Origin of the sequence: Shewanella sedimentimangrovi (assembly GCF_017354965.1) — a bacterium.
Taxonomy (GTDB): domain Bacteria; phylum Pseudomonadota; class Gammaproteobacteria; order Enterobacterales; family Shewanellaceae; genus Shewanella; species Shewanella cyperi.
In genome coordinates this window covers 3,997,697-4,022,541 of sequence record NZ_CP071502.1, presented here as the reverse complement: position 1 = coordinate 4,022,541, position 24,845 = coordinate 3,997,697, and the positions used below count along the sequence as shown (strand labels likewise).

At 50.2% G+C, this 24,845-nt stretch carries 18 protein-coding genes and 1 pseudogene; 13 read left to right on the top strand and 6 right to left on the bottom strand.

Annotated elements, in window-relative coordinates; all coding sequences use genetic code 11:
* Positions 1–3 precede the first annotated feature (3 nt).
* Both JYB85_RS17940 and JYB85_RS17935 read left to right on the top strand, forming a co-directional pair.
* Positions 4–7,404 carry an RHS repeat-associated core domain-containing protein gene (locus JYB85_RS17940; RefSeq protein WP_228730149.1) on the top strand — a complete coding sequence of 2,467 codons (7,401 nt, stop codon included), beginning with the start codon at positions 4–6 and terminating at the stop codon, positions 7,402–7,404.
* A gap of 8 nt (positions 7,405–7,412) precedes the next feature.
* Positions 7,413–7,946: a hypothetical protein gene (locus tag JYB85_RS17935; protein WP_207380377.1), complete on the top strand. Its 534-nt coding sequence runs from the start codon at positions 7,413–7,415 to the stop codon at positions 7,944–7,946.
* A 616-nt stretch (positions 7,947–8,562) separates the two neighbouring features.
* On the opposite strand, the gene JYB85_RS17930 is transcribed toward JYB85_RS17935, so the two are convergent.
* Positions 8,563–9,195 (bottom strand): hypothetical protein, encoded by a 633-nt coding sequence (locus JYB85_RS17930; RefSeq protein WP_207380376.1) that lies wholly within the window; start codon positions 9,193–9,195, stop codon positions 8,563–8,565.
* Positions 9,196–9,333: 138 nt separating this feature from the next.
* Here JYB85_RS17930 and JYB85_RS17925 point away from each other — a divergent pair, with 138 nt between their 5' ends.
* The 11 genes and pseudogenes from JYB85_RS17925 to JYB85_RS17880 all read left to right on the top strand — a co-directional run bounded on the left by JYB85_RS17925 (position 9,334) and on the right by JYB85_RS17880 (position 19,698).
* On the top strand, positions 9,334–9,633 hold the full coding sequence (locus tag JYB85_RS17925) for a hypothetical protein (protein WP_228730147.1): 300 nt from the start codon (positions 9,334–9,336) through the stop codon (positions 9,631–9,633).
* Between the two features lie 255 nt (positions 9,634–9,888).
* A complete protein-coding gene (gene istA, locus JYB85_RS17920) occupies positions 9,889–11,430 on the top strand; it encodes an IS21 family transposase (protein ID WP_228730146.1) in 1,542 nt (513 codons plus the stop codon).
* A gap of 1 nt (position 11,431) precedes the next feature.
* Positions 11,432–12,181, top strand: coding sequence for an IS21-like element helper ATPase IstB (gene istB / locus JYB85_RS17915; RefSeq protein ID WP_207380375.1), 750 nt, complete (start codon positions 11,432–11,434; stop codon positions 12,179–12,181).
* Complete coding sequence (locus tag JYB85_RS17910; protein ID WP_207380374.1) at positions 12,181–12,660, top strand: hypothetical protein; 480 nt, start codon at positions 12,181–12,183, stop codon at positions 12,658–12,660. The genes istB and JYB85_RS17910 overlap by 1 nt, the downstream gene beginning before the upstream one ends.
* Positions 12,647–13,600, top strand: coding sequence for a tyrosine-type recombinase/integrase (locus JYB85_RS17905; RefSeq protein ID WP_207380373.1), 954 nt, complete (start codon positions 12,647–12,649; stop codon positions 13,598–13,600). Before JYB85_RS17910 ends, JYB85_RS17905 begins: the two co-directional genes overlap by 14 nt.
* Before the next feature lie 184 nt (positions 13,601–13,784).
* Complete coding sequence (locus JYB85_RS19015) at positions 13,785–14,342, top strand: heat-shock protein (protein WP_228730145.1); 558 nt, start codon at positions 13,785–13,787, stop codon at positions 14,340–14,342.
* 138 nt (positions 14,343–14,480) lie between these two features.
* Positions 14,481–15,425 (top strand): hypothetical protein, encoded by a 945-nt coding sequence (locus tag JYB85_RS17895; protein ID WP_407695868.1) that lies wholly within the window; start codon positions 14,481–14,483, stop codon positions 15,423–15,425.
* 10 nt (positions 15,426–15,435) lie between these two features.
* Positions 15,436–15,867: a hypothetical protein gene (locus tag JYB85_RS17890; protein ID WP_207380371.1), complete on the top strand. Its 432-nt coding sequence runs from the start codon at positions 15,436–15,438 to the stop codon at positions 15,865–15,867.
* 385 nt (positions 15,868–16,252) lie between these two features.
* Positions 16,253–16,345 (top strand): annotated as a pseudogene (locus JYB85_RS19080) (transposase); the annotation flags it as partial.
* Between the two features lie 183 nt (positions 16,346–16,528).
* Complete coding sequence (locus JYB85_RS17885) at positions 16,529–19,177, top strand: RHS repeat domain-containing protein (RefSeq protein WP_207380370.1); 2,649 nt, start codon at positions 16,529–16,531, stop codon at positions 19,175–19,177.
* A 74-nt stretch (positions 19,178–19,251) separates the two neighbouring features.
* Positions 19,252–19,698: a hypothetical protein gene (locus tag JYB85_RS17880; protein WP_207380369.1), complete on the top strand. Its 447-nt coding sequence runs from the start codon at positions 19,252–19,254 to the stop codon at positions 19,696–19,698.
* A 198-nt stretch (positions 19,699–19,896) separates the two neighbouring features.
* On the opposite strand, the gene trmL is transcribed toward JYB85_RS17880, so the two are convergent.
* From trmL to JYB85_RS17855, 5 genes are all read right to left on the bottom strand, one after another.
* Positions 19,897–20,361 (bottom strand): tRNA (uridine(34)/cytosine(34)/5-carboxymethylaminomethyluridine(34)-2'-O)-methyltransferase TrmL, encoded by a 465-nt coding sequence (trmL, locus tag JYB85_RS17875; RefSeq protein ID WP_207380368.1) that lies wholly within the window; start codon positions 20,359–20,361, stop codon positions 19,897–19,899.
* Between the two features lie 100 nt (positions 20,362–20,461).
* Complete coding sequence (locus JYB85_RS17870) at positions 20,462–22,702, bottom strand: xanthine dehydrogenase family protein molybdopterin-binding subunit (RefSeq protein ID WP_207380367.1); 2,241 nt, start codon at positions 22,700–22,702, stop codon at positions 20,462–20,464.
* Positions 22,699–23,148 (bottom strand): (2Fe-2S)-binding protein, encoded by a 450-nt coding sequence (locus JYB85_RS17865; protein WP_207380366.1) that lies wholly within the window; start codon positions 23,146–23,148, stop codon positions 22,699–22,701. The genes JYB85_RS17870 and JYB85_RS17865 overlap by 4 nt, the downstream gene beginning before the upstream one ends.
* Positions 23,129–23,758 carry a nucleotidyltransferase family protein gene (locus tag JYB85_RS17860; protein ID WP_207380365.1) on the bottom strand — a complete coding sequence of 210 codons (630 nt, stop codon included), beginning with the start codon at positions 23,756–23,758 and terminating at the stop codon, positions 23,129–23,131. The genes JYB85_RS17865 and JYB85_RS17860 overlap by 20 nt, the downstream gene beginning before the upstream one ends.
* Complete coding sequence (locus tag JYB85_RS17855; protein ID WP_207380364.1) at positions 23,755–24,768, bottom strand: XdhC family protein; 1,014 nt, start codon at positions 24,766–24,768, stop codon at positions 23,755–23,757. Before JYB85_RS17855 ends, JYB85_RS17860 begins: the two co-directional genes overlap by 4 nt.
* Positions 24,769–24,845 lie beyond the last annotated feature (77 nt).

Sequence of the window (24,845 nt, the reverse complement as noted above, 5' to 3'; positions counted from 1 at the left end):
GTAATGCATCTCCTGCATCGAGCGCGATACCTCCTGCTGTCAGTTATCTCAGTTTTCATTCTCTTTTGCTTAAACATGCAGTCTGCATTGGCGGTTCTCCCATTGCCGCCTGATGTGCCAACGCTTTCAGGTTCCAAGTCAGGTACATATGTTGAGCTGAATTGGAGTATGGGTTGTGACGTGACTGCGGTAAATATTCAGGAGTCGCTGAACGGCAGCAGTTGGAGCACAGTTTATACCGGTTTGGGCAATGCCAATGACGGCAGTATGTTGATGGCAACAACGCCTTCGCCAACCAATACCACAGAGCCCGCCTCGCCCGGAATTAATGCAAATGGCAATGGTGTACCCGTGAGTGGTATGCCAGATACAGCACAAGGCAATCCCCAATCACCATCTTCGCAACCCACTAGCCAGGCTAATAATCTCGCTATCGGAGGAAGCTGTTCCGGATGGACTGCAGCACGTTTCATTGGCTTGAGTAACAGAACTCAAGCGGGTTACTACTATCGTATCAATGCCTGCAACAGCTCAGCTTGTAGCGCTTACAGTGGCAACCTGCTGCTAGGAAGTGAACCAGCTCCTGCTGTGCCGGGCAGTATTACAGTACCTGCGTCCAGCAGTGCAGGGCAGTTCAACGTCACCTGGAGTACGGTGTCAGGAGCGACCCGTTATGAGTTGCAGCAACGCTTCAATGGCGGAGCCTGGACTGCAAAGTATTCGGGCAGCGCGGCGAATTTTTCTGTCAGTGGTTTGATGTCAGGCAGTTATCAATATCAGGTCAGGGCCTGTAACAGCAGCTGCAGCGGTTGGAAGGTCTCGAGTTCTGTCACAGTTACAGTGTCTGCAAATGATTGGAAGAATTTCTCGCAGGTATCGGTGACCGATGCCAGTGGTAGTGACGTAGAACCGTCCGATAGTATTGATCTCAGTGCAGCAACCATTAAAGGACAAGCCGGTGTTTCCGGTGGCCAGGCAAGCTATCACATTCCCATCGACGTGCCACCGGGGCGTAACGGAGCGCAGCCTTCAATTTCGCTGAGTTACAACTCCCAAGGGGGTAATGGATTACTGGGAGTTGGATGGTCCATTAATGCCGGTTCGGCGATAAGTCGTTGTGGCGCTAACTATGCACAGGATGGACTGACTCGGGCCGTAACCTTTAATGCGACTAACGATAAACTATGTCTCGATGGACAGAAGCTGAAAGTAGTTAGTGGTAGTTATGGCCTCAACAATGCCCACTATCGAACAGAAATGGACTCATTGGTCGATGTTCTTCAAGTGGGGAATCTCAATGATGCCACCAGCAGCTTTATTGTAAGACGTCTCAATGGCGTGACTGCAACCTATGGGGCTGTGCCCAATAGTCGCTTTAGCCTTGCAGGTTTGACAACGGTCCTGAGCTGGAAGGTGACGCAAGAACGTTACTTGAATGAAAAAAATACCGTTGATTATGAATATGATAGCTCTGTTGCTGGCGAACATTTACTCAGCACTATTTATTATACTGGTAGTGATGGTGTGCATGGTGATCGCTCAGTGAATTTCGGATATGAATCCCGTCCGGACATAAGCAAACAATTTCAAGCTGGCGGCTATTCTGTTACAACCCGAAGATTAAAATCAATTGAAGTAGAGCTACAAGGAGTTGGTAGCCTTTTACAATACATCCTTAACTATAAGAACAGCAGTGCCAGTAATCGCAGCTTAATTACATCCGTAGATCAATGTGATGGTCAGAGTTTGGCTTGTAGTCAGTCAACCAGTTTAACTTGGCTGGACGATAAACAAACCATATCTACCAGTGAGTTGATGATTGGCGGCCAAAAGGTATACGCCGGTGAAACCGATATTGATAAAATTACCCCCCACGGTGATATTAATGGTGACGGGGCCACTGACTTCCCAGGTTATTTCACCAATGCTGAGCAGGGGTTGGTAGCGGAAAATAGTTTTACACATGAAAAGGCCTGTTATTTTGATTATGTGTCTGATGGATGGATTTGTCCTACATTTGATGCCGATAACGATGGTAAAATAGATTTATTTAAATCAATTAATAATATTCTGCATATTCAATATTCAGGCTCCGGATCAACATCCTATATTCCCACCGGCATTCCTTTTAATCCAAACCGCTTCCCCTCTCCGGACAGAATTATGGGTGCCTCAGATTTCAATGGTGATGGTTATGTGGATTTAATGGTATTTACTGTGGTTGACTCAGTAGGCTATTGGCGAGCATATTTGAATACCAAAACAACTACTCCCTTTAGTGGTTATCAGGTCATCCATTCCAGCCCAATAGACGCTGCATATGGTTCCTGGCCCAAGAGACCCAAAGTAGATGTCAACATTGCCGGTGATTTGGACGGTAATGGCATGGTGGATTTTGTTATTTCTAACCTAGGTGGCTCAGGTGCCGCTAATGCTCCTGTGCCCAGAATATTGAGTTTTGTGCTGAATAACAGCATACCACAACAATGGAGTGTGCAGTGGAAGTCGGCTCCTGATTATAGGTTTGATATTGGAGGGGGCTTTCATTTCTTCCAAAAATTAGTGGATATCAATGGTGATGGGCTGCCAGACATGATTTCCTGGCGCATGGTGGGTCCAGATAGAAAAATTGGCTATGAACTTAATCAAGGCAACGCAGTCTTTGCTGATTGGGTTGAGTTTGGTGGGAATGTATCTTTGGCGGAAAGGTCGCACTCTGTAGTTGTCACTGCAGGAGAGCCATTAGACGTTATCTATCCCAAGCATTTTGATAGCATGCAGTTGGCCGACATAGATTTGGATGGTGTGGATGAGATTTTATTGCCGGGTACCCGCTTTATCACAGGCTGTGCCTATGTCATGTTCCCCGGAGGCACATCCGGCTCAGGCATAAAAAAGACGTTATGCGGTGATGCGCTGTATGGGGATATGCCTGTCGATAGTTTCAATACTGTCCCAAGTAAACCGATAGCCACCTCTGATTTCGATGATTCAATTTATCAGTATGATGCTATTAAATTCGTACTCCAGAGTAACGGTATTTGGGCGTTGCAAAAAGAAGCTACCAATTATTATGGCTCAGCCTACGAAGTGCGTTTGATGGACATATTCGGTGACGGTTTATTGGATATGTTGACGACTTATGGCCCAAGAATCCCCGAGGCCGGTCAATATAATCAGACCTGGATCCAAAACCCACCGGCGCAATTTCCATATGGCGCCTATATCAGTCGTAACTATGGTTCCGGCAAGGGCACAACGACCGCTGATTACCAGCCTGTAGACTATCTTGAATCTGTTAATGATGGTTTCGGTAATGTCAGTCATTGGAATTATCGCCCTCTGTCAACTGGTGAGCAGAGTGGAATAGCTATAGCTCAATATTGTGAGCCACAAGAAACCCATAGTGCCAATCCTTTCTACTGTATCGATAGGGACAAAGTTAAGGACAGTTATGTCCATTTTGCCTCGAGCATGTATGTAGTGAAATCATTCTTTCAGAACAATGGTCAGGGTGGCGACAACGAGACTCAATATGCCTATAAGGGCGCCATGTATGACCTGCAAGGGCGAGGTTTTACTGGCTTCAACGAAATATGGGAGAAAGATATACAGCGAGATAAAACAATTCACAGTACGTTTACGCAAAAATTCCCGGAAATTGGTCAACTCACCAAACAAGATATCAGCGTCGGTAGTCAGACTATTTTGCAGCTCAACAATACTTGGCAGGACAATAACGCACATGCAGCAAGCGCGGTGCGGAATAAAGGGGTGTTTCTCAATCAGCTAAAAAAATCGGTACAAACCCATTTAGACTTGAACGGCGTCAAAATGTCCGTCAATGAGTCCACTGCGGACACAGTAGATCAATATGGTAACGTTGGACAGCGCACACAAAAAATTACTGACTACATTGATGGAAGCATAGGACAAGAAGGTGAGCCTAACACTTATACCACAGTGATTGTGACTGATTTTGTGGCGGATGAGGCCACTTGGTGGCTGAACAAACCCAACTCGATCAGGACCAACACAGCCTTGGCCGGTCGAGGCTGGACACACGATCCCGTTGTTGGTGACAAGGCCCAATGGCAACTGCAAACCATTAATGATTGGGATCTTGCTCACCGAAAGCCGAAAAAGACCACCTACAGTGCCAGCAATACTGCCTGTACCAGAATCGAAGAGGCGCAGTACAACCTATACGGACTACCAAACTGGATAAAGACCACAGGCCAAAACAACAGCTGTAGCAATCTAACTGCGCGATTAACTTCCTTTATTTATACCAAGGACGGCATAAATCCGTCTGGAGACGGCTACTTGCCTTACAAGGTGACCAATGCCAAGGGCCATGTGACCACGACAGAATACGATATGACGCTGGGACTGCCCACCAAGGTCACAGACCCCAATGACTTTATCACCACTACGGCTTACGACCCAATTGGTCGCCCAGTTGAGGTGAGCCAAACCGGTAAACCGACCCGGTATATTCGCTATCTGCTGGCCGAGATGGGCAGCAATGCACCGTCCATGGATAACATCGCCGTGCTACTGACGCGAACTACCGGGGCGGGCATGCCAACCACTGAAGTCTATTTTGATGCACAGGGCAGGCAGCTGCGCAGTGCAGTGGAAGGGTTTGATGGCAGCCTCCTGTACCAGGATAAAGAATATGACGCGCTGGGGCGCCAGACGGCAGACTCGCAGCAATATGAGGCGGGTGACAGCCATAGCAGCACCGAATTTGGTGACTTCGATGCCCTTGACCGTCCACAGTTCCGCATGCTGCCCAACGGCAGCAGTGGCCTGAGATCCGACTATGTTTATGAGGGCCTGACCACCAAGATCACAGTGGGTGGTCGCAGCATGTCACGCACCTATGGCTCCCAGGGTTGGTTATATGAAACAGTGGATGCCGATGGTGGCACAAATCGCTTTGCCTATGATGCTGCCGGGCGGGCCCTGGTCATCCAGGACGCCAATGGCAAAAAAATCGCTGCCAGCTATAACGGCTTTGGTTTTAAAACACAGGTGAACGATCCCAACCAGGGCATTACCACTTTCGGATACAACAGCCTGGGGGAACTGGACAAGCAAACCGATGCCAATGGCGTGGTGCAAAGTTATAGTCTGGATGTGCTCGGTCGGGTGACACAAAAGGTAACCTCGGGTGGTAACGCTCCAGGCACCGCCAGCTATACCTGGGACACCCTGAAGAAGGGTTTGCTTTCCAGTGAAAGCGAAAACGGCGTGACCCGCGCCTATGGCTATACAACAGCCTTGCAGCTCAGCCAAACTTCGGTGACTGTCGATGGTGTCACCCGCACAGTGAAACACCAGTACGACGGTTTCTACGGCCGCCCCAAGGGACTGGAATACCCCAACGGCCTGACGCTCAAATATGGTTACAACGATTTCGGTTATCTGGAGACGGTCAGTAACGCGGCCTCGGGTTATGTGTATCGTCACGTCAGCGCCATGGATGCCACAGGTCATATCACGGGTGCCGAGCTGGGTAACGGTATCATCACCGAAGCCCGAGGTTACAGCAGTGAGGGCAATATGCGTCTTGCCGAAGCCTTCAGCCCTATGGGGCAGATCCATGGCCACTATTACGATGCCTACGATGACTTTATGAACTTGCGGTCGGAGCGGGATGCCATTACCGGACTGGAGCGACGTTATGACTACGATAATCTCAATCGGTTGCAGCACTATAGTTTCTGGACCAATGCACAGGATCATGCCGATATTAACTATGCCTATGACAAGGTGGGGAACCTGCTGAAAAAGACCGACTTCAGCTTGAACAAGACTAACGCCTATCAATATGGCGGCGCGGCCGTGTGTGCTGCCGGCAGTAATGCCGGCCCCAATGCAGTGTGTCAGATAGAGAAACTCAATAATACTGCGGTGAAATTCACCTATGACAAGCGTGGCAATATGTTGACCGGTGACGGTTTAACCATGACCTATGATGCACTCGACAAGCCACTTAACATTGTTGGTGGCCGAGGGGGAGCTGCAGCGGCCAACACCCGCTTTGTCTATGGCAGTGACGGTATGCGTGCCAAACAGAGCCGTACGATATCAGGCACCACCACCACGACCTACTATGTCGACAAGTATTATGAAATTGACAACGATGGCAGTTGGCGGGCCTACCTCGATGACATAGCGGTATTGAGCTATACACCGCAGCGTCAGCACTTGTTGCACTTTACCTTAAGGGACAGGCTCGGCAGTGCCACCACCATGGCGGATCAAAACGGTAACCCAATCAGTCACCGTTACTTCGACCCCTTTGGACGAACAGCAGACGTTGGCAATAGTCATAGATTGGACATACTCAACCGCAATACCAATCTGTCCAGGCTGGCCGATTTGGATATCACCAACCGAAACCGTCGTGGTTTTACCGACCATGAGCATCTGAATGAGCAGCAGCTAATTCATATGAACGGCCGGGTGTACGATTACAACCTCGGGCGTTTCATGAGCGTCGACCCGCTGATCCAGAGCCCGACCAGTACCCAGAGCATCAACCCCTATTCCTACATCATGAACAACCCGCTGGCGGGCACAGATCCGACGGGGTATGCAGCATGTTCCGAAACAGGTAGCCATCTTAAAGGCCAGAGTGGTGTGTTCTGCTCAGCTATTGATTATGGCTCGGGTAGTGGACTGAAGAAGAAAGAGACAAAGCCTGAACCGGTAAGCAATGGTGCGCCTCAAATTATCGACGAAGCACCTGCAAATTTGGATTTAAGTCAAATTAATGGTCCCAGTGGCAAACTACAGTACATTCAGGTTGTTAAACGTGACAGTAGCGGAAATATTGTAAGGGATGATAAAGGTCGCATTGTGGATGCGGGATTAGATGGGTTAAGTAAAGAGGAAATTGATTTCTTGACTAAGCTGGACGCCTTAGTCATTGATTATAAACAGTCAATATCCAATATGAGAAATCAAGAAGCTACTGATGATTTTAATAATACTGATTGGTTCTATGACCCACAGAATCCAGAGGTGCAAGGTGAAGTCGTCGCTAGAGCGAGAAATGTTCGCGATGGAGAGAGTACCCCATATGGTAATATGTCGAGAAACCTCGTTGTTTTTGGTCGCAGAGGGATCAATATTATGAATAGAAGTGTTGATCAAGGTTGGAAGTACCATGGACAAAATTTCCATGGAGGTAAGGCGGGCATGCTTGAGGTAGTAGCCCATGAAGCTGGCCATACTATAGAAAATAATTTTTGGGAGCTTCCTCTTCCTGGAAAAGCTCCAACAACTCAATTACCAATACCTGTTTTGGAAGATAGGGCAAACTCTCATATGCGTGGTATTAAAATGGATAATCATTTTCCAGAATGGTATTACAACAGTATTTATTAGGGGGTTTCATGAAAAGTATTAGAATTGTTTTCTTACTGTTTTTATCTTTTTCACCACTTGCCGATGCCGTTGATGCTAAAGACATATATAGATATCAGGGGTTTATTGATGCAAAGTCCGACCCATCTGCGAAATATGGTATAGTCCCTTTAACCATAAACACAAAGGATTTCGTTATTAGTACGTTTGATGTTTTAGGTGATACTAGTGATTGCAGTTCGAAGAAGTTACGATTTTGTATTTATGATTCACAATTAATATTTTCTTTGCCTAAGCATTCATTGCACGAGGGTTTGAGTTGGAGTTTTATTTATAGCGAGGCTGAAGTTAGATTTTTGGTTAGGAACAGCTTTATCCTTTCACTTATGGGGGTGTCACAATCAGTTTATTTGATTGATGTTGTAGTTTCACGGAATGATGATGTCGCTTCACAAAGGCTGTATTATTCTGAGGAAAGAGGATTAGTTATGTTTACGGCTTTAAATTCTGAAGACGTTTACTATTGGTCTGCCGATTCAGTTGGGCTAGGAGTATTGAAATAGAGCGGACAGCCATAACACTTTTGCCAACTAGCCTCATTTACTTGGGGGCTTTTTCTTGTCTGTTTGTGGGCAGTTCGACCAGCACCCTGGGCAGTGCTTTCCGGTAGAAGTGGTCACTGTTTGCCAGCAGGGCGGGGAGTTGGGGGCAGCGCCGCCAAATGGTGACACCGGCAAAAATGCCTGGGATTGCTGATTTGCTTTGACTGTGCCCACCAAAATCCCTTGCCCAGTTTACTGTCGGTGCCCAAAGAGAGTGAGATTGATCGGTTTGCTTAAATCAATGGAAGGACGATATGGTGTTTTTTCTGTCGTAGTTTGTTCAGCTGTTGTACCAGATGATTTAGAGTTGGGTAGTTTCCTGGGACATGGTTCAGAAATGTACCTAATTCGGTAACAACTTGCCGGAATGGATTTCGCTGGATTAACAATAAAAGCTGCCGCTCGTCCAGCTCTGTTGATACCCAACCCATGTTTCTGAATGTCTCCAAGATGGCAGTATCTGTGCTGACCTCGTGTTTTATGATTTCATCGGACACTTCCCAGATTGTTTTGTGAAATAGACGGGCCAATGATCTATCGGCGCAGATAATGTGTTGTTGGGCATAATGCCATATTTTCAGCCAGCAAGAATGGAAGGGTTCATGCTGAAAAATGCAAGCAGCATCCGGCACAATGATAGTTCTAATGCAAGACCATATTCACTGGGCCTAGGGAAGGTGACTTCTCTGATTAGTGCCATAATAAACGCCAAAGTACTCATTTCACATTGCTTTTCTACTGCTTTAACTTCAGCCTTTCGAGGAAAGCGTCTTTCGAAAGGGTTGGCGGTGGAAGCTTTAGTCGTAAATACATGACGTTGTAATGCCAGTGGCAGTCGTTTGTAGAAGGTCGACCAATCATTGCCCGATGGCGGCTTACTAGCCATAGCTTGCCATAATGGCGAATCCCAAAAATCCCGGAGCTCTTGGCAAAACATCTCGCCTTGCGGCAGTTTCAGTATCCTTGCTGCAATCTGATTACGACTTCCCAGTGAGGGGGTCTTGCTGCCTTCAATAATGCGCTGCCACTTACTGCTGCTCCTTCTGGTAGCTTCGAAAAAATACGAAAACTCCGGGCCGGACAGGGGAATGTTCAGTCTTATGGATATGAGACGGCAATAGAGACTGCTTTGCAGCGCCTCAATGGGATCGCGCCTAGGTCTGGCCATAAATTTCGCAAGTTGTCTGTGCAAATGCGTTGAATGAAACAAAACCGGTCTCAGTCACGCTTGAACACGATTATTAGTAAGCATAGTGCGGATCGAAACCCAGGCAATTTATCCGTATTCGTTTGGTAACGTTGCCTTCAGAGTCGACTACAGTGTTATGTATGAGCGTAATAGAGCGGAATGATCATGGTCGACTCGTTTGATTCAGAGCCTATTGAGCAATTGGCAGCAGAACTGAAACAGGATTTGTTGGATCTCTACGGCCCGATGATATACGGCAAGGCATTGTATAAGTCACTTGGGTATGGCAGCGGTGATGCATTCCGTCAGGCAGTCAGTCGCAAATCGGTGCCAGTACCCGTGTTTACCATTGAAAATCGGCGTGGCAAGTTTGCGCTCACCAAAGATGTGGCATTGTGGTTGGCCAAACAACGTCTGCAACCCATTCTTGATACAGCCAGACAGGAGGAAGGAGCATGAAAATATAGAAAATGATGTGATAAGTCCGAGGCTGTGGAAACAATAAAGCCCCGAATACGTTATCCGAGGCCTTAGTGTTTAAGTCCAATCTTGCAGGATCCAGACTTAAGCCTAAGTATTGTTGCCCATCATATGCTTGTCAAGCCGGTACAGTTTTTTGAGTGCCCGCTACGACAGTGCCTGCCTCCTCGTTAACACCTGCGCCACCTCCAGACCGGAGGAGATGTGGCGTATTGCTTGAAAACAGGTGGAACTATGATGACCATAGAACTTATTCGGGAAGTTCTCAGACTGCTGTTGAATACCCGTTATTCCAACCATCACATAGCCAGAATGGTTAAGGTGGCCCCCAATACTGTACGCAGGTATCGCAGGTTATTGAAAAGTAGTCTGCTGGATTGGCAGGCAATAGATGTGATGCCTAATGATGTGCTGGATCAAACCTTCAATAAATGCCGCACCATCAGTCCCAACAAGCGTCTACCGGATTGGGCTTATGTGCATAAATTGATGCAGCAAAAGCATCAAACCTTGATGCAACTGTGGGAGGAGTATCGAAGACTGGAGCCGGACACGGCTTACTGTTTTTCTCAGTACACTTACTACTATCGGCAGTTTGTTGCCCATATCGATCTGGCCATGCGCCAAACGCATCACGCAGGCGAGAAAGTGTATGTGGACTACGCTGGACGCACGATTCCTTGGATTGATATTGCGACCGGCAAAGAGCACCAGGCACAGATCTTTATTGGTGTACTTGGCTGTTCCCAATATACCTTCGGCTGTGCTTGTAAAAGCCAAAAACTGGAAGATTTTCTGGAAGCACATAACCGTATGTTCAGTTTTTTCAATGGTGTGCCTCAGATTATTGTACCGGACAATCTAAAATCTGCGGTCACGAAGCCAGGTGTAGAACCCTTGGTGAATCGTTCATATCTTGAACTTTGCCGTTACTACGGATGCTTTGTTGAACCAGCCAGAGTAAGACGGCCAAAAGATAAGCCTTTAGCCGAAATAGGAGTACTACTGTTTACCCGCTGGGTGACTGTGATTTTGCGGCGTCGACAGTTTTTCAGTGTTGAGGAGATCAATCAGGCTATCACTGAACTTTTGCAGCAGTTGAACTTGCGACCATTCAAGCGCCTTCCTGGCTGTCGACAACAACGTTTTGAGGAAATGGATAAACCACAACTAAAGCCACTTCCTGTAAAGCCCTTTGAGATCGCCCGCTGGGTCGCAAGCCAGAAAGTCCCTTCCGACTACCATATATATGTGTACCAACACGCTTACTCAGTGCCATACCAGTATGTCGGAGAAAAAGTGGAGGCCAGGGTTACCCGCTCTGCGGTAGAAATACTGCACAACAATAAGCGCATTGCCACTCACATTCGACAAGAGCAAATTGGCGGCCATACGACTCTGGATATTCATCGACCAGAATCTCATCGTGCTTATGCCCAGCAAAGTGCTGAGCAATTCAGGCATTGGGCAGTCAAGATTGGTGAATGTGCAGGACTGCTGATTAGTGCCCAGTTCGCCGGAAAACCGGAACACAGTACTTCAGCCTATCGAGCCTGTTCTCAGCTTCAGGCATTGGCAAAACTGTATGGGCATGAGCGTTTTGAATTGGCCTGTCGATGCGCGATAGAGATTCATTCAAAGACAGTTAAAAGTGTCCGTTCTATTTTGCAGTGCAAGCTGGATCAGAAATTAAAAGAGACCCGGCCGGTACAGTCGCAGCTTCCGTTACACCATCCCAATCTGCGGGGTGCAGGCTATTACCAGGGAGGTCAATGACATGTTGCAACAACAAACATTGGCTGGATTGAGTGAGCTGAAACTGCCTGGAATGGCCAAGGCATTTCAGCAACAACTTGATAATCCTGATGCCACTTCTCTCTCATTTGAAGTCCGTTTGGCACAATTGATTGAGGCGGAACAACAGGAGCGTACTCAGCGCAAGCAAGATCGAATGATGAGAGATGCCAGGCTAAAACATGGCAGCGCCTGTATGGAGGACATTGACTATAAGGCCAACCGTGGTTTGGACAGGAGTTATCTTTCCACCTTGGCCAATTGTGAATGGATTGAGAGACATCAATTTATGTTGATCAGTGGGCCAACTGGTGTCGGCAAGACGTGGCTTGCCTGCGCTTTTGCCTGCCAAGCAGTTCGCAAGGGCTACAGTGTGTTGTACAAACGTTTTTCTCAGCTGGTCGAAGAGTTGGATATTGCCAGGAGGGATGGTTCGTTACCTAAGCTTCGTAGCCAACTTGCCAAAGCCAAACTTTTGGTGCTTGACGATTGGGCAATGGTGCCTCTGACCACTGGTAGTTTATATGAGTTGTTGGAGCTGATTGATGACAGATGTGGTATCAGTTCCTTATTGGTAACGTCCCAATTGCCGGTCAGCCAATGGCATGAATACATAGGTGAGCCCACCCTTGCCGATGCCATCATGGATCGCATCATTCATCGCGCCCATCGCCTGGAGCTGCACGGTGAATCCATGCGTAAGCTGTACAGAGCGGTTAAGGAGGACACATGATGGACACAAACCTTCATATTGACGCCTTTGAGCAGATATTGGCCTCCCCTGATGTGGATGACATCTACCTCAAACAGCTCTTCGATATTTACCATCAGCGTTTGCTGGCAAATCCCGGCGTCTGCCAAAAGCTGGCGCGGCGAGGGATAAGCATGGGCTGCATAGAAGCGCATTGGATTGGTTATTGTGACCGCACCCTGAATCGCTATGTGCCCACATCGGAACATGCCGATGGTGCCGGATGTCGTGGTGCATTGAGGCGCTTGGGATTAACCAAGGTCAATGGCCATGAGATTTTCCGGGGTTGCATTGTGGAGCCGCTGCTTGAGGGCGACAACATAGTTGCCGCCTGTGGGATAAAACTCATTTGTCCCAGCAGACCGGCACCGCGGATCATTCAATGGTACAGGCACGGTATTTATACCCGTGCTGTCAGGTTTCATATCATGATATGGGGGAGGCGCTATGTGGCTCACTAAACCTAACTCGCTAACCTTGTCGAACTGCATACAGTACTACCTGGATGTTTGCCGTGCCAAAGGCCAGAGCGAAAACACCGCGGTCAGCAAGGAGGCCTCATTGTCGCTCTTTTTACAGTGGGCCAAGGGCTACGGTATCGTGAATGCAACTCAGGTTGATATGGATGTACTGGATAGCTACCAGCAGTACCTTAATCAGTATCGCAAAGTACGCCAGGGAGGGCCTTTATGCCGTGCCACCATACGTTACCGATTGACAGCGGTGAAGGTGTTCATGAGAACGCTATTTATCAAGGAAGTGCTGCCTGTGAACAGCACCGAGCACTTTGAACTGCCAAAGAATGGCAGGCGCCTACCCAAGCCGGTTCTGAGTGAACAGGAGGTCAAGAAGGTGCTACAGCAGGCCGAGCATTATGGTCTCAAGGGGGTAAGGGACACGGCCATTATGACGACTTATTATGCTTCCGGTATTCGGCGATTTGAGCTTGGCAGATTGGCGTTGGACGATGTTGACTTTGAGCTATGCCAGCTCAGAGTCAACCAGGGAAAAGGCTTTAAGGACAGGTATGTGCCCATTGCCAAAGACACTTGCGTTTGGATTTATCGTTACCTAAAAGAAGTCAGGCCCATGCTGGCCAATGCGCATTCCGGCAAAGCCTTATTCCTGGCGAACAATGGTAAGCCATTTCGGGCTGCTCAACTGTCTGAACTGGTGGCCAAATACATTAAATTGGCCGATGTGCGAAAGTCAGGCGCGTGCAACCAGTACCGCCATGCAGCAGCAACACACATGGTGGACCACGGTGCCGATATTCGCTATGTCCAGGAGTTCCTAGGGCATGCAGACCTATCTACGACACAGGTCTATGTGCATGTAAGCATGGTCAAATTGCGGGAGGTGTATAACCGGACGCACCCGGCAGCCCAGGTTCAGGATTGACAGCCCCGTCAAAAAGGGCGAAACTATAGCCATGGTGCAGCAGACATGCGCAAGCATGACACCACGTAACCCGCAAGGGTCGAGGCAGTGGCCGGTAATGACGTTCTGAATCCAAGTCTGACTTGGCGAAGGCTCCCTCGTTGGAGCCTTTGTTATTTCTGGCCCTACACAATTATCAGAATAAATGAGCTCAAAACGCCTCTTTAATCTCGCCGACAGTGAATTCCAGTTTTGGAAGCCGTTCGATTATCTCGGAACAGAAATTCACTTTGAGCACTTGGTTGCCAGAAAACACACCTATGTTCATCCGCAAAAGAATGAGCAATACACCCTTTATATCACGTTGTCGCACCACGTTTTTACCGTCGACTCTGATAAATCCAAAGATCCTTACGGCCCGCAGATTTACCCATACAAGCCGGAAGACCCCAGAGCATTCTGCCCTACCAGATATGCCTTGTCCTTTCATTTGCCCCACATCCTTGAGACCTTACCTGAGCAGTTCTGTTATCACGGCGGCTACAGTCGTTATTGCACCTGTAAATTGGAAGACGATGATGGCAATGAGATATTCTATCAGGTCGTTTTTCGGGTGTGGAAAGAACGAGGTAAAATGCGCTTTCACGTGGAAAGCGCCTATCCATTACCCGACAGACCTTCAAAGGTAAAGAAGGTGAATTTCTGGGTGATTTGTCATAATCTGTTGAACAACAAAAAATTGCCCAAGCCTCCCTCCAAGTAAATAAAACACTGGCTTCCCTTGCTTGGCTGTTGTGGTTAAGAAGCTGCAATCAAAACGTTCTTTAACATTTAGCTCAACTATCCATTCCGATTAATTCATATGAACGGTCGGGTGTACGATTACAACCTCGGCAGGTTCATGAGTGTGGATCCGCTTATTCAGAGCCCGACCAGTACGCAGAGCATCAACCCCTATTCGTACATCATGAACAACCCGCTGGCGGGAACAGATCCGACGGGGTATGCGGCACAATGCTCGGATGATACTAACTGTGACCTGAGTTCGATTGACGTCAAGGATGTGACTAGTATTCAAGTGACCAAAGATGGCAATGCGATCATTAATACCAACAATGGTTCCTTCCAGGTGAACAGTATTGGCGGCAAGAATGTTCAGGGATCATTTAGTGCCAGCAGCATAGGTAACCTTTCGTCGGTCGCCAGTAAACCAAGTTACGGGAATGACAGTAATTTCACTAAGGGGTTTGCTGAACAATCAAACAAGAGGGACATGTCGGCGGCATTGTCGATGACGCCAGTAGGACAGGCTGTTGACAGCATCAAATCTGGCATAGAGGGTGTTGAAGCTGCGATCGACGAGTATAATGAGACAGGTTCGGTAACAGGCGCGGTAATTGCTGGAGGGGGGCTGGCAGTTGAGAGGTATGTAGAGCGTAAGCTGAAGCTTTCCCGAGCCCCTGATGTAGTGGGAGATACTCCGAAGTTTAGAGGTGGGGCACATAGGGATATGACAAAGCCTTCTGGTGATGGTTTAGATTCACACCATATGCCAGCGAGGCAATCCAATCCTGGAACTGCACCAAACGATGGCCCCGCAATCCAAATGGATCCACATGATCATCGTCTCACTAGTAGCAATGGTGCCAATGGCCGTGCAGGTGCTATCTACAGAGCTGAAGTTGCTGAAATGATAAAGTCAGGCAATATGAGGGGAGCTATGGCGCGAGAGGTATATGATGTTCGCAGAGCAGCTCTTGAAGGTTCTGGAAGTCGGACTAAATATAATCAAGCTATTGGTGAAATGCTGGATTATGCTAGATCTCAGGGCATGCTAAACAAGTAGGATGATAGAAATGAAAGTTGTTACATATATTTCTTTTGGCCCAATAAAGTTTGGTATGTCAGAAGCAGAAGTTTTTAACTCGTTGGGTAAACCAATCTGTACTCGTACTAATAATGAAAATGAGCTGGAATATCATTATAATGGATTCATTGTTAGGTTTGATGCAGTTAGTAAAAAAGTTAGAGAAGGTACTTTTCTACCTAAAGAATCGGGTATGCTTCAGGTCAATGATATTTCATTAGATTGGCAGGGCGATGTTTTAAAAGAGCTATGCCGTATTGATGGTGATCCGCATGAGTTTTACGGATATATAGTGCTTTTCAATTTAGGGGTATGTCTCACTGGATTTCATGACGGAGACGATGCCCAAAAGGCTATATCTGCTTTTAGAAAAGGGGATTGGGATCAGTTTAAGCGGGATATGGCTGCTTTCAAGTTCTAAGAAAAGTGGTCAGTAGGAATACATTCGAGCCGATAATAGATCGGACAGGCATAACTCTTTTTGTCAATAAGCCCCATTTTCTTGGGGCTTTTTCTTGCCTGAAACCGGGCAGTTCGACCAGCAGCCTGGGCAGTCGTTAGCGGTAGTAAAAGACAGGACAGCCATAACTTTTTGATGTTCTGTAGCCCCTAAATATAAAGACAGGACAGTAAAAGACAGGACAGCCATAACTTTTTGATGTTCTGTAGCCCCTTGACTAGGCTTTGAAGTAATTCTTTGAAACTAGGATAAAAAGACTAAAGACAGGACAGCCATATCTTTTTGATGTTCTGCAGCCCCTTGACTAGGCTTTGAAGTAATTCTTTGAAACTTGTCGAGGCCTGTCATGACCACAGCCCGTCGCCAGCTGATTGATGCTGAAAGTACGCCCTTCTACCACGTGATTAATCGCTGTGTCAGAAGGGCGTTTTTGTGTGGGAATAAAGGGGTCAATAAAGGGGTCGGAGTGGGGTCAATAAAGGGGTCGGAGTGAATTAAAAAAGAGGGTGGACAGGCATAGCTCTGGACCAATGCGCAGAAGACCAAAAGACAGGACAGCCATAACTTTTATAACAGCACCGAATTTGGTGACTTCGATGCCCTTGACCGTCCACAGTTCCGCATGCTGCCCAACGGTGGTAGCGGCCTGAGATCCGACTATGTTTATGAGGGCCTGACCACCAAGATCACAGTGGGTGGTCGCAGCATGTCACGCACCTATGGCTCCCTGGGTTGGTTATATGAAACAGTGGATGCCGATGGTGGCACAAATCGCTTTGCCTATGATGCTGCCGGGCGGGCCCTGGTCATCCAGGGCGCCAATAATCTCGGCTCCAAGAGTAAAATCGCTGCCAGCTATAACGGCTTTGGTTTTAAAACACAGGTGAACGATCCCAACCAGGGCATTACCACTTTCGGCTACAACAGCCTGGGGGAACTGGACAAGCAAACCGATGCCAATGGCGTGGTGCAAAGTTATAGTCTGGATGTGCTCGGTCGGGTGACACAAAAGGTAACCTCGGGTGGTAACGCCCCGGGCACCGCCAGCTATACCTGGGACACTCTGAAGAAGGGTTTGCTTTCCAGTGAAAGCGAAAACGGCGTGACCCGCACCTATGGCTATACAGCAGCCTTGCAGCTCAGCCAAACTTCGGTGACTGTCGATGGTGTCACCCGCACAGTGAAACACCAGTACGACGGTTTCTACGGCCGCCCCAAGGGACTGGAATACCCCAATGGCCTGACGCTCAAATATGGTTACAACGATTTCGGTTATCTGGAGACGGTCAGTAACGCGGCCTCGGGTTATGTGTATCGTCAAATCAGCGCCATGGATGCCACAGGTCATATCACGGGTGCCGAGCTGGGTAACGGTATCATCACCGAAGCCCGTGGTTACAGCAGTGAGGGCAATATGCGGCTTGCTGAAGCCTTCGGCCCCATGGGACAGATCCATGGCCACTATTACGATGCCTACGATGGCTTTATGAACTTGCGGTCGGAGCGGGATGCCATTACCGGACTGGAACGACGTTATGACTATGATAACCTCAATCGTTTGCAGCACTATAGTTTCTGGACCAATGCACAGGATCATGCCGATATTGACTATGCCTATGACAAGGTGGGGAACCTGCTGAAAAAGACCGACTTCAGCTTGAACAAGACTAACGCCTATCAATATGGCGGCGCGGCCGTGTGTGCTGCCGGCAGTAATGCCGGCCCCAATGCAGTGTGTCAGATAGAGAAACTCAATAATACTGCGGTGAAATTCACCTATGACAAGCGTGGCAATATGTTGACCGGTGACGGTTTAACCATGACCTATGATGCACTCGACAAGCCACTTAACATTGTTGGTGGCCGAGGGGGAGCTGCATCGGCCAACACCAGCTTTGTCTATGGCAGTGACGGTATGCGTGCCAAACAGAGCCGTACGATATCAGGCACCACCACCTCGACCTACTATGTCGACAAGTATTATGAGGCCGACAGTGACGGCAGTTGGCGGGCCTACCTCGATGACATAGCGGTATTGAGCTACACACCGCAGCGTCAGCACTTGTTGCACTTTACCTTAAGGGACAGGCTCGGCAGCGCCACCACCATGGCGGATCAAAACGGTAACCCAATCAGTCACCGTTACTTCGACCCCTTTGGACGAACAGCAGACGTTGGCAATAGTCATAGATTGGACATACTCAACCGCAATACCAATCTGTCCCGGCTGGCCGATTTGGATATCACTAACCGAAACCGTCGTGGTTTTACCGACCATGAGCATCTGAATGAGCAGCAGCTCATTCATATGAACGGTCGGGTGTACGATTACAACCTGGGGCGCTTCCTCAGTGTCGACCCGCTGATCCAGAGCCCCACTTCGACCCAGAGCATCAACCCCTATTCGTACATCATGAACAACCCGCTGGCGGGAACAGATCCGACGGGGTATTGTGCGACCACAGATAATGTTCAGGATTGTGCCGACAGTATCGAAAGTGGAACGACACAAGATATTACTGATAAAGATGGTAAAACCGTCGGTACGGTCGGCAAAGACAGTCAGGGCAATATGTACATTACCAAAGGCAATGGTGCGAGTGCCCATCAAGGGATTCAAAGTGCCATGAGCAACGCAGATAACTTGTCTGATATAGGGAGTTTGAATGAGACAGCGAAGCTAGGAAATACTGGACAGGGAAAGGATGCAAAAATTAATGCAAATGCATCAAGAGTTACCAGTGAATCTACACATATTGAAGGCGTAGCTGCGGTTACCGATACAGATATTTATCCTGAGTTTAATATTCCAGAGAAATATCGTGAACAGATACAAATTGAAAATATAAGGGAAGCGTACGACTTCATCTCAATATACAACCAAGAATCGATATTTTTTGACACTGAATATGGTGCAATTTTCGGAAAGGATGGTTCAATTCAAGTTGGAATTCCAATTGGTGATGGTCAAGTTGGATTCAGTCATGGCGGACAAAATGATGTATACTACGTAAAATCTGACGCTAAAGTAACTGGTTTCTTTTTGAGTCTTCGAGGTATTGAAGGGAAATATATGGTTCACTCGCATGGAGGATCTGGACCAAAACGAAGCTACTTTTCGAGAGATGATCAAATTATGTCCAAGGCAGGAAATATGGCAGTGTTCATGAGTAATCACAAGGGAGAGTTTAGAGTTTATTTACCTTCAATGAAGTTAATGAATACAGGAAGTCAAGGGGTGCTGCTATGCGAAAATTGTGTTCCAAACTAATCAATTTAAAATATTTGTTTGCATTTGTATTTGTCGTATTTTTTTCTAAGGTAGTTTGTTCAGAAGAATTGATAATGCGTGTCTCATTGAATAATGGAATAAGAGTTGAAGATGAAAGCGCTATATATACTTGGGACTTGAATTTTAAAATAGATGGTGCCGGTAATTTTATACAACCAATAAATTGCAGTGAGTTTGAATTGATGGTTGGTGAAATATATGGCAATGAATTTGTGAGAGTAGTTCAGCAAGCTAAGAGTATTGCATTCGGTGACATAGGTGATATTAGAAGTGTTGCACAGATCGAAGCAGTTCTAGATAAGGTTAATGAAATTATAGTATCGGAAACGAATAGAGTTACTGACACATTCTTTTATAATGATTCAGTCGAATACATTTCAAAGCGATTAAACTTCAAAAATATAGAGTGTAACTGCAGGAGGAAATGGAGTTTGGAAAATGAAGACCTTATCGTAGATGTGGTAATAATTAATGCATTGTTGAATACACAAATAAAATAGAGAAAAGACAGGACAGCCATAACACTTTTGTCAACTAGCCCCATTTCCTTGGGGCTTTTTCTTGTCTGTTTGTGGGCAGTTCGACCAGCACCCTGGGCAGTGCTTTCCGGTAGAAGTGGTCACTGTTTGCCAGCAGGGCGGGCAGTTTGGGGCAGCGCCGCCACTGTATATCTGGGGACAGTCCTGGCTCGCTCTGGTTTAAACCGCGCCGGGGTAACCCAGTTGGCGCCAGGCCTCGTAGCTGATAATGGCGACCGCGTTGGACAGGTTCAGGCTGCGGCTGCTGGCCGTCATGGGGATCCGCAAGCGCAAATCCTGCGGCGTGGCATTGATGATATCCAGCGGCAGGCCGCGGCTTTCCGGACCAAACAGCAAGACATCATCGGCTTGGTATTCCAGCTCCGAATGGGGCCGACTGCCCTTGGTGGTGCAGACGAGAATCCGCCTTCCCGCCATGGCTTCCAGGAAACTGGCATAGTCCTTGTGCCTAGTGACCCGGGTGAGATCGCCATAGTCCAGACCGGCCCGGCGCAGCTTTTTCTCTTCCAAATCAAACCCCAAAGGCTCGATCAGATGCAGCTGGCAGCCATTGTTGGCACACAGGCGGATGATGTTGCCCGTATTGGGGGCGATTTCGGGTTCATACAGAGCAATATGGAACATGGATCTTTTGGCTGGATGGAAGTGGCAGCAGTATACCCCAGACGCTTGAGCGCGCTCAAAAAAAGCAGGCCCCGGAAATCGGGGCCTGCTGTCGTTTGCCTTAAAGCGTCAGATGTTTGCTCAGTGGCAGGTCCCGGAAGCGCTCACCGCCGGCGGCGACTATGGCGTTGGTCAGTGCCGGTGCCACAGGTGGCACACCGGGCTCACCCACGCCGCCGGGGGCGGCGCCGGACGGCACCAAGATAGTGCGGATGGCGGGGCATTGGGGCAGACGCAGTAATGGGTAGTCGTGAAAGTTGGACTGCACTACCTGGCCATCCTTGAAGCCGATTTCACCCAGCATGGCCAGGCTGAGACCAAAGATGACGGCCCCTTCCTGCTGGGCGGCGACCCGGTCCGGGTTCACCACAGTGCCGGCGTCCATGGCGGAGATGGCTTCCAGCACTGTGAGTTTTTTCCCGTCCAATTTGACCTTGATGGCAACCGCCACATAACTGACAAAGCTGCGATGCACGGCAAAGCCCCAACCCTCACCGGCTTGCGCGGGTGACTGGGCCATGGCTTGTTCCACCAGGTCGATAAGCTTGAGATAGCGGCCCACGTCCACCGGATGGCGCTGGAGATCCTCGCCATAGTTGCCGTATTTCATCCCCTGATTGGCAAAGGTTTCCTGCCTGGGTTGGCCCAGCAATTCACGCCACATCTGCGGACAGGATTTGCCCGAGGCCAGCGCCAGCTCGTCGACAAAGCTGCCGATGCCAAAGGCATGCTGGATATTGCACACGGATCTGAGCCAGCCGATGCGGGTATGGGCCTCGGCCCTGACCGACTCGCAGCGCAGCGCCGGCAATGCCAGCGGCACGTCGGTGAAACCCAGCTGCAGTTCGCTGTCTGAAGGATCTTCTACGCCCTCGGTAAAGGTGCTGCTGATGGATGGAAAGCCGCTGCGGGCCAGCAGGGCTGCAACCTTGCCCTGCTCATCCAGACAGGCCCGGTAATACTGGGCACTGATGGCATGCAGGTAGCCATGTTGCAGCTCATCTTCACGGCTCCAGAACACTTTCACCGGTTTGCCGGTTTGCTTCGCCAGCCAGGCGGCTTCGGCACTGAAATCGGGTTTGGATTTACGGCCAAAGCCGCCACCCAGCAGGGTGACATGGACCTTAACCTGCTCTTCGCTTATTCCCAGCAGTTCGGCAACCGTGCCCTGGGTACTTTGGGGCGTTTGAGTGCAGGCCCAGATTTCACAGCCCTGTTCATCGACCCGGGCGGTGGCTGCCGGGGGTTCCATCATGGCGTGGGCCAGATAAGGCACTGTGTAGACTGCGCTCAGGCTGCGCTCTGTCGGCCAGTTGTCCGGCTGCTGCCCCAACTCACGGCGCACCTTACCGGGCTGTTGTACCCGTGCAACCAGGGTCTTGAGAAAACTGTCGCTGTCGTGGGATTGATTGCTGCTGTGACTCCAGTGGATTTGCAGAGCCTTGCGGCCCTCCAGCGCACTCCAGCTGTTAGTGGCGATCACTGCCAAACCACCCAGGGGCTGAAAGGCCGGGGCGCCCTTGGGTTCGGGCATGGCGACCACTTCCAATACGCCGGGGATTTTCAGGGCAGCACCGGCATCAAATTTTTCGACCTTGCTGCCGAGCACCGGAGGTCTGGCAATGACTGCGTAACGCATGCCTTCAAGGCGGGTGTCGAAACCATAGCCGGCGCCGCCGCTGAGTATGGCATCCATGTCGACTATGGTGCGGGGCTGACCAATCTGACTGAAGTTATCCGCGCTCTTGAGTTTAAGGCTATCCTCGGCCGGCAGTGGCAACGCCGCCGCTGCCATGGCCAACTCACCGAAACTCAGGGACTTGCCGCTGGGCCTGTGGTGCACTTTATGGGCCTTGGCATAGACCTCTGACAGGGGGACCTGCCAGCGGGCCGCTGCGGCCTGCTCCAGCATGTGTCTTGCCATGGCCCCCATTTGGCGCATTTTGTCGAAGCCCTTGCGAATGCTGCGGCTGCCATCTGTGTTCTGACTGCCGTAGGCCTTGTCTCCCAAAGCCTGGATCACTACCACCTTGTCCCAATCTGCTTCCAGTTCGTCGGCCAGGATTTGTGGTATGCCGGTGCGGATCCCCTGGCCCATTTCAGAGCGATGGCAGGTGAGGTAAACCTGATTGTCTTCGCCGATGGCGATAAACAGGTTCAGGCGCTGCTCCTCACCCCTGGCCAGACTCATGGGGCTCCAACTGACCCCCGAGGCGCCGAGCACCAGGGCGCCGCCGGTGGCGCCAAACAGCTTGAGGACATCGCGACGGCTGAAATTTTCAACGGCGGTGAAATGGCTCATTTGTTGGTCTCCCTGGCGTGGTCCCTGATGGCGTCGCGGATCCGGGTATAGGTGCCGCAGCGACAAAGGTTGCCCGACATGGCGCTGTCTATCTCGGCATCGCTGGGATTGGGATTCTGGCTCAGCAGTGCCGAGGCCGACATCAGCTGCCCTGTTTGGCAGTAACCGCACTGGGGCACCTTGTGCCGGCGCCAACTGTCCTTGAGTTTGTCATCCTGAAGCCCCTCAATGGTGGTGACCGACTTGCCCTCCAGGCTTTGGACACTGGTGAGGCAGGCCCGTGCCGGCTTGCCGTCCACGTGCACGGTACAGGCACCGCACAGACCGGCACCGCAACCATACTTGGTGCCAGTGAGACCAAGTATGTCCCTCAGGGCCCACAACAACGGCATCCTGGGGTCGGCATCCAGTGTATAGAGGCGACCATTAATCCTGAGTTGTGACATTTATCTCTCCTTGCTCACTGAGGCGCCTGAGGTCGGCGCGGGTGTCTATGTCGGTGGCGGCACTGTCCAGTGCCAACCAGGCGAGTTTTTTCTGTCCCTGCAGTTGGCTCAGCAGGGCTTTGGCGCCGCGATCGCCGTTGAGATTGGCGAGGGCGGCAAATTCAGCGCGGTTAAAAATCGCCGGGGCGCCCGCTTGCTGCAGGTACCAGGCGGCGCTGGTATGGCCGGACTCCTGCCAGGTGGCCAACAGCTGCTCCAAGTGCCGGGTGCTGATTAGCACCTGATCGGCGAGCGTCAGCAGCAGGGCATCCACCTGCTGTGTTGCGGCAAAGCGCGCGACCGTGGCTATGCTGTGACCCAACCCCAGCTGCCAATCCGCACTGGCAATCACGGGCGTATCCCGAGGCAACAGGGGACGCAATCTTTGATAGTGACCACCGAGGCACACATGCACCGGCAGGAGTTGGGTGCCGCAGCTGCCTTTCAGCTCCTTGAGCGTTGCGAAACTCTGTTGCAGCAAGGTGCGGCCATTGGGCAGGGATGCCGCGAGCTTGGCTCCCTGAAAGCGGCTCGATGCACCGGCGGCCAGCAGGACAGGCAGCAGCTTCATGAGCCTGACTCCCGTTGCAGCCGGATGCCCGACAGTGCCGCCTGGCAGGCGGCGACAATCGACAGGGCTATGTCTCCCGGCAGGTCACCGCCGAGGGGCAGACCTGCGGGTGTGCTCAGGGGGCAGAGGAAGTCGGCTTCTTTGAGTCCGGCCAGTGCCAACACCCGCTCGCCCCTGTGCCTGGGACCCAGCAGGGCCAGGTATTTCAAATTGACGTCCTTGAGGCGTGCCAGTACGGCGGCATCCAGTGCCAGGTTGTGGTGCATGACCACCGCCAGATCCAGGCCCTTGAGCAGGGATTGCGGCAGGGTATCGGCGTCGAATTTATGGGTGTGGCAACCGCCGAAGTCACAGCTGCGGCCGTAGGCGGTGCGCGGGTCTATCACTGTGACCTGCCATTCCAGCTGCCTGGCCATATTGGCCAGGGGGATGGCATCCATACCGCCACCGAATATGGCCAGCCTGGGACTGGGGGCCACGGGCACCACCAGCAGCTGCTTATCGAGAGTCAATTGACCGGGGCGGGGAAAATCCGTGGCCGGAAAGGGGACCTGATCCTTTGCAATGAAGTGGGCCTGGATATCCGCCGTGACCCAGGAGTTTTCTTCGGGCGGCAGGGTCAGACACCAGAAACCGCTTTCCCCCCGCTCAAGGGCTTGCTTCATGGCGTCGAAATCCAGAGCCTGGTTGCTGTTGTGCAGCGGCAGCAGCAAAATGTCCACCACGCCGCCGCACCCCAGCTGAAAGCTGGCATCGGTTTCTTCCCTTGCGTCGTAACGGCGTCTGATGGCCCGTCCTTCCTGCAACGCCCTTTGGGCCTGACGCCTGAGGTCGGCCTCCAGGCAGCCGCCGCTCAGCACCCCGAGACTGGGTCCCAGGGGATGGATCAGCATCATGGCACCCGTCTTGCGATAGGCGGAGCCCTGCACCGAATTGATCACCGCCAGCACCCACTCCGCCTGCGGATCCCGGCGCCATTGTGCCAACAGGCTATCCAGCCGGTGTGCCATCTTGGTCCCTCTGCATTTGGCAAACTCAGTTGTCCAAGCTAACAAATGCGCCCTTGCATTAGAAGGGCTTGAAGTAT

Bases quoted from the DNA above. Each gene is read 5' to 3' on its own strand.
- JYB85_RS17940 (WP_228730149.1), top strand. From the start codon at position 4: ATGCATCTCCTGCATCGAGCGCGATACCTCCTGCTGTCAGTTATCTCA.
- JYB85_RS17935 (WP_207380377.1), top strand. From the start codon at position 7,413: ATGAAAAGTATTAGAATTGTTTTCTTACTGTTTTTATCTTTTTCACCA.
- JYB85_RS17925 (WP_228730147.1), top strand. From the start codon at position 9,334: ATGATCATGGTCGACTCGTTTGATTCAGAGCCTATTGAGCAATTGGCA.
- istA (WP_228730146.1), top strand. From the start codon at position 9,889: ATGATGACCATAGAACTTATTCGGGAAGTTCTCAGACTGCTGTTGAAT.
- istB (WP_207380375.1), top strand. From the start codon at position 11,432: ATGTTGCAACAACAAACATTGGCTGGATTGAGTGAGCTGAAACTGCCT.
- JYB85_RS17910 (WP_207380374.1), top strand. From the start codon at position 12,181: ATGGACACAAACCTTCATATTGACGCCTTTGAGCAGATATTGGCCTCC.
- JYB85_RS17905 (WP_207380373.1), top strand. From the start codon at position 12,647: ATGTGGCTCACTAAACCTAACTCGCTAACCTTGTCGAACTGCATACAG.
- JYB85_RS19015 (WP_228730145.1), top strand. From the start codon at position 13,785: ATGAGCTCAAAACGCCTCTTTAATCTCGCCGACAGTGAATTCCAGTTT.
- JYB85_RS17895 (WP_407695868.1), top strand. From the start codon at position 14,481: ATGAGTGTGGATCCGCTTATTCAGAGCCCGACCAGTACGCAGAGCATC.
- JYB85_RS17890 (WP_207380371.1), top strand. From the start codon at position 15,436: ATGAAAGTTGTTACATATATTTCTTTTGGCCCAATAAAGTTTGGTATG.
- JYB85_RS17885 (WP_207380370.1), top strand. From the start codon at position 16,529: ATGCTGCCCAACGGTGGTAGCGGCCTGAGATCCGACTATGTTTATGAG.
- JYB85_RS17880 (WP_207380369.1), top strand. From the start codon at position 19,252: ATGCGTGTCTCATTGAATAATGGAATAAGAGTTGAAGATGAAAGCGCT.
- trmL (WP_207380368.1), bottom strand. From the start codon at position 20,361: ATGTTCCATATTGCTCTGTATGAACCCGAAATCGCCCCCAATACGGGC.
- JYB85_RS17870 (WP_207380367.1), bottom strand. From the start codon at position 22,702: ATGAGCCATTTCACCGCCGTTGAAAATTTCAGCCGTCGCGATGTCCTC.
- JYB85_RS17865 (WP_207380366.1), bottom strand. From the start codon at position 23,148: ATGTCACAACTCAGGATTAATGGTCGCCTCTATACACTGGATGCCGAC.
- JYB85_RS17860 (WP_207380365.1), bottom strand. From the start codon at position 23,758: ATGAAGCTGCTGCCTGTCCTGCTGGCCGCCGGTGCATCGAGCCGCTTT.
- JYB85_RS17855 (WP_207380364.1), bottom strand. From the start codon at position 24,768: ATGGCACACCGGCTGGATAGCCTGTTGGCACAATGGCGCCGGGATCCG.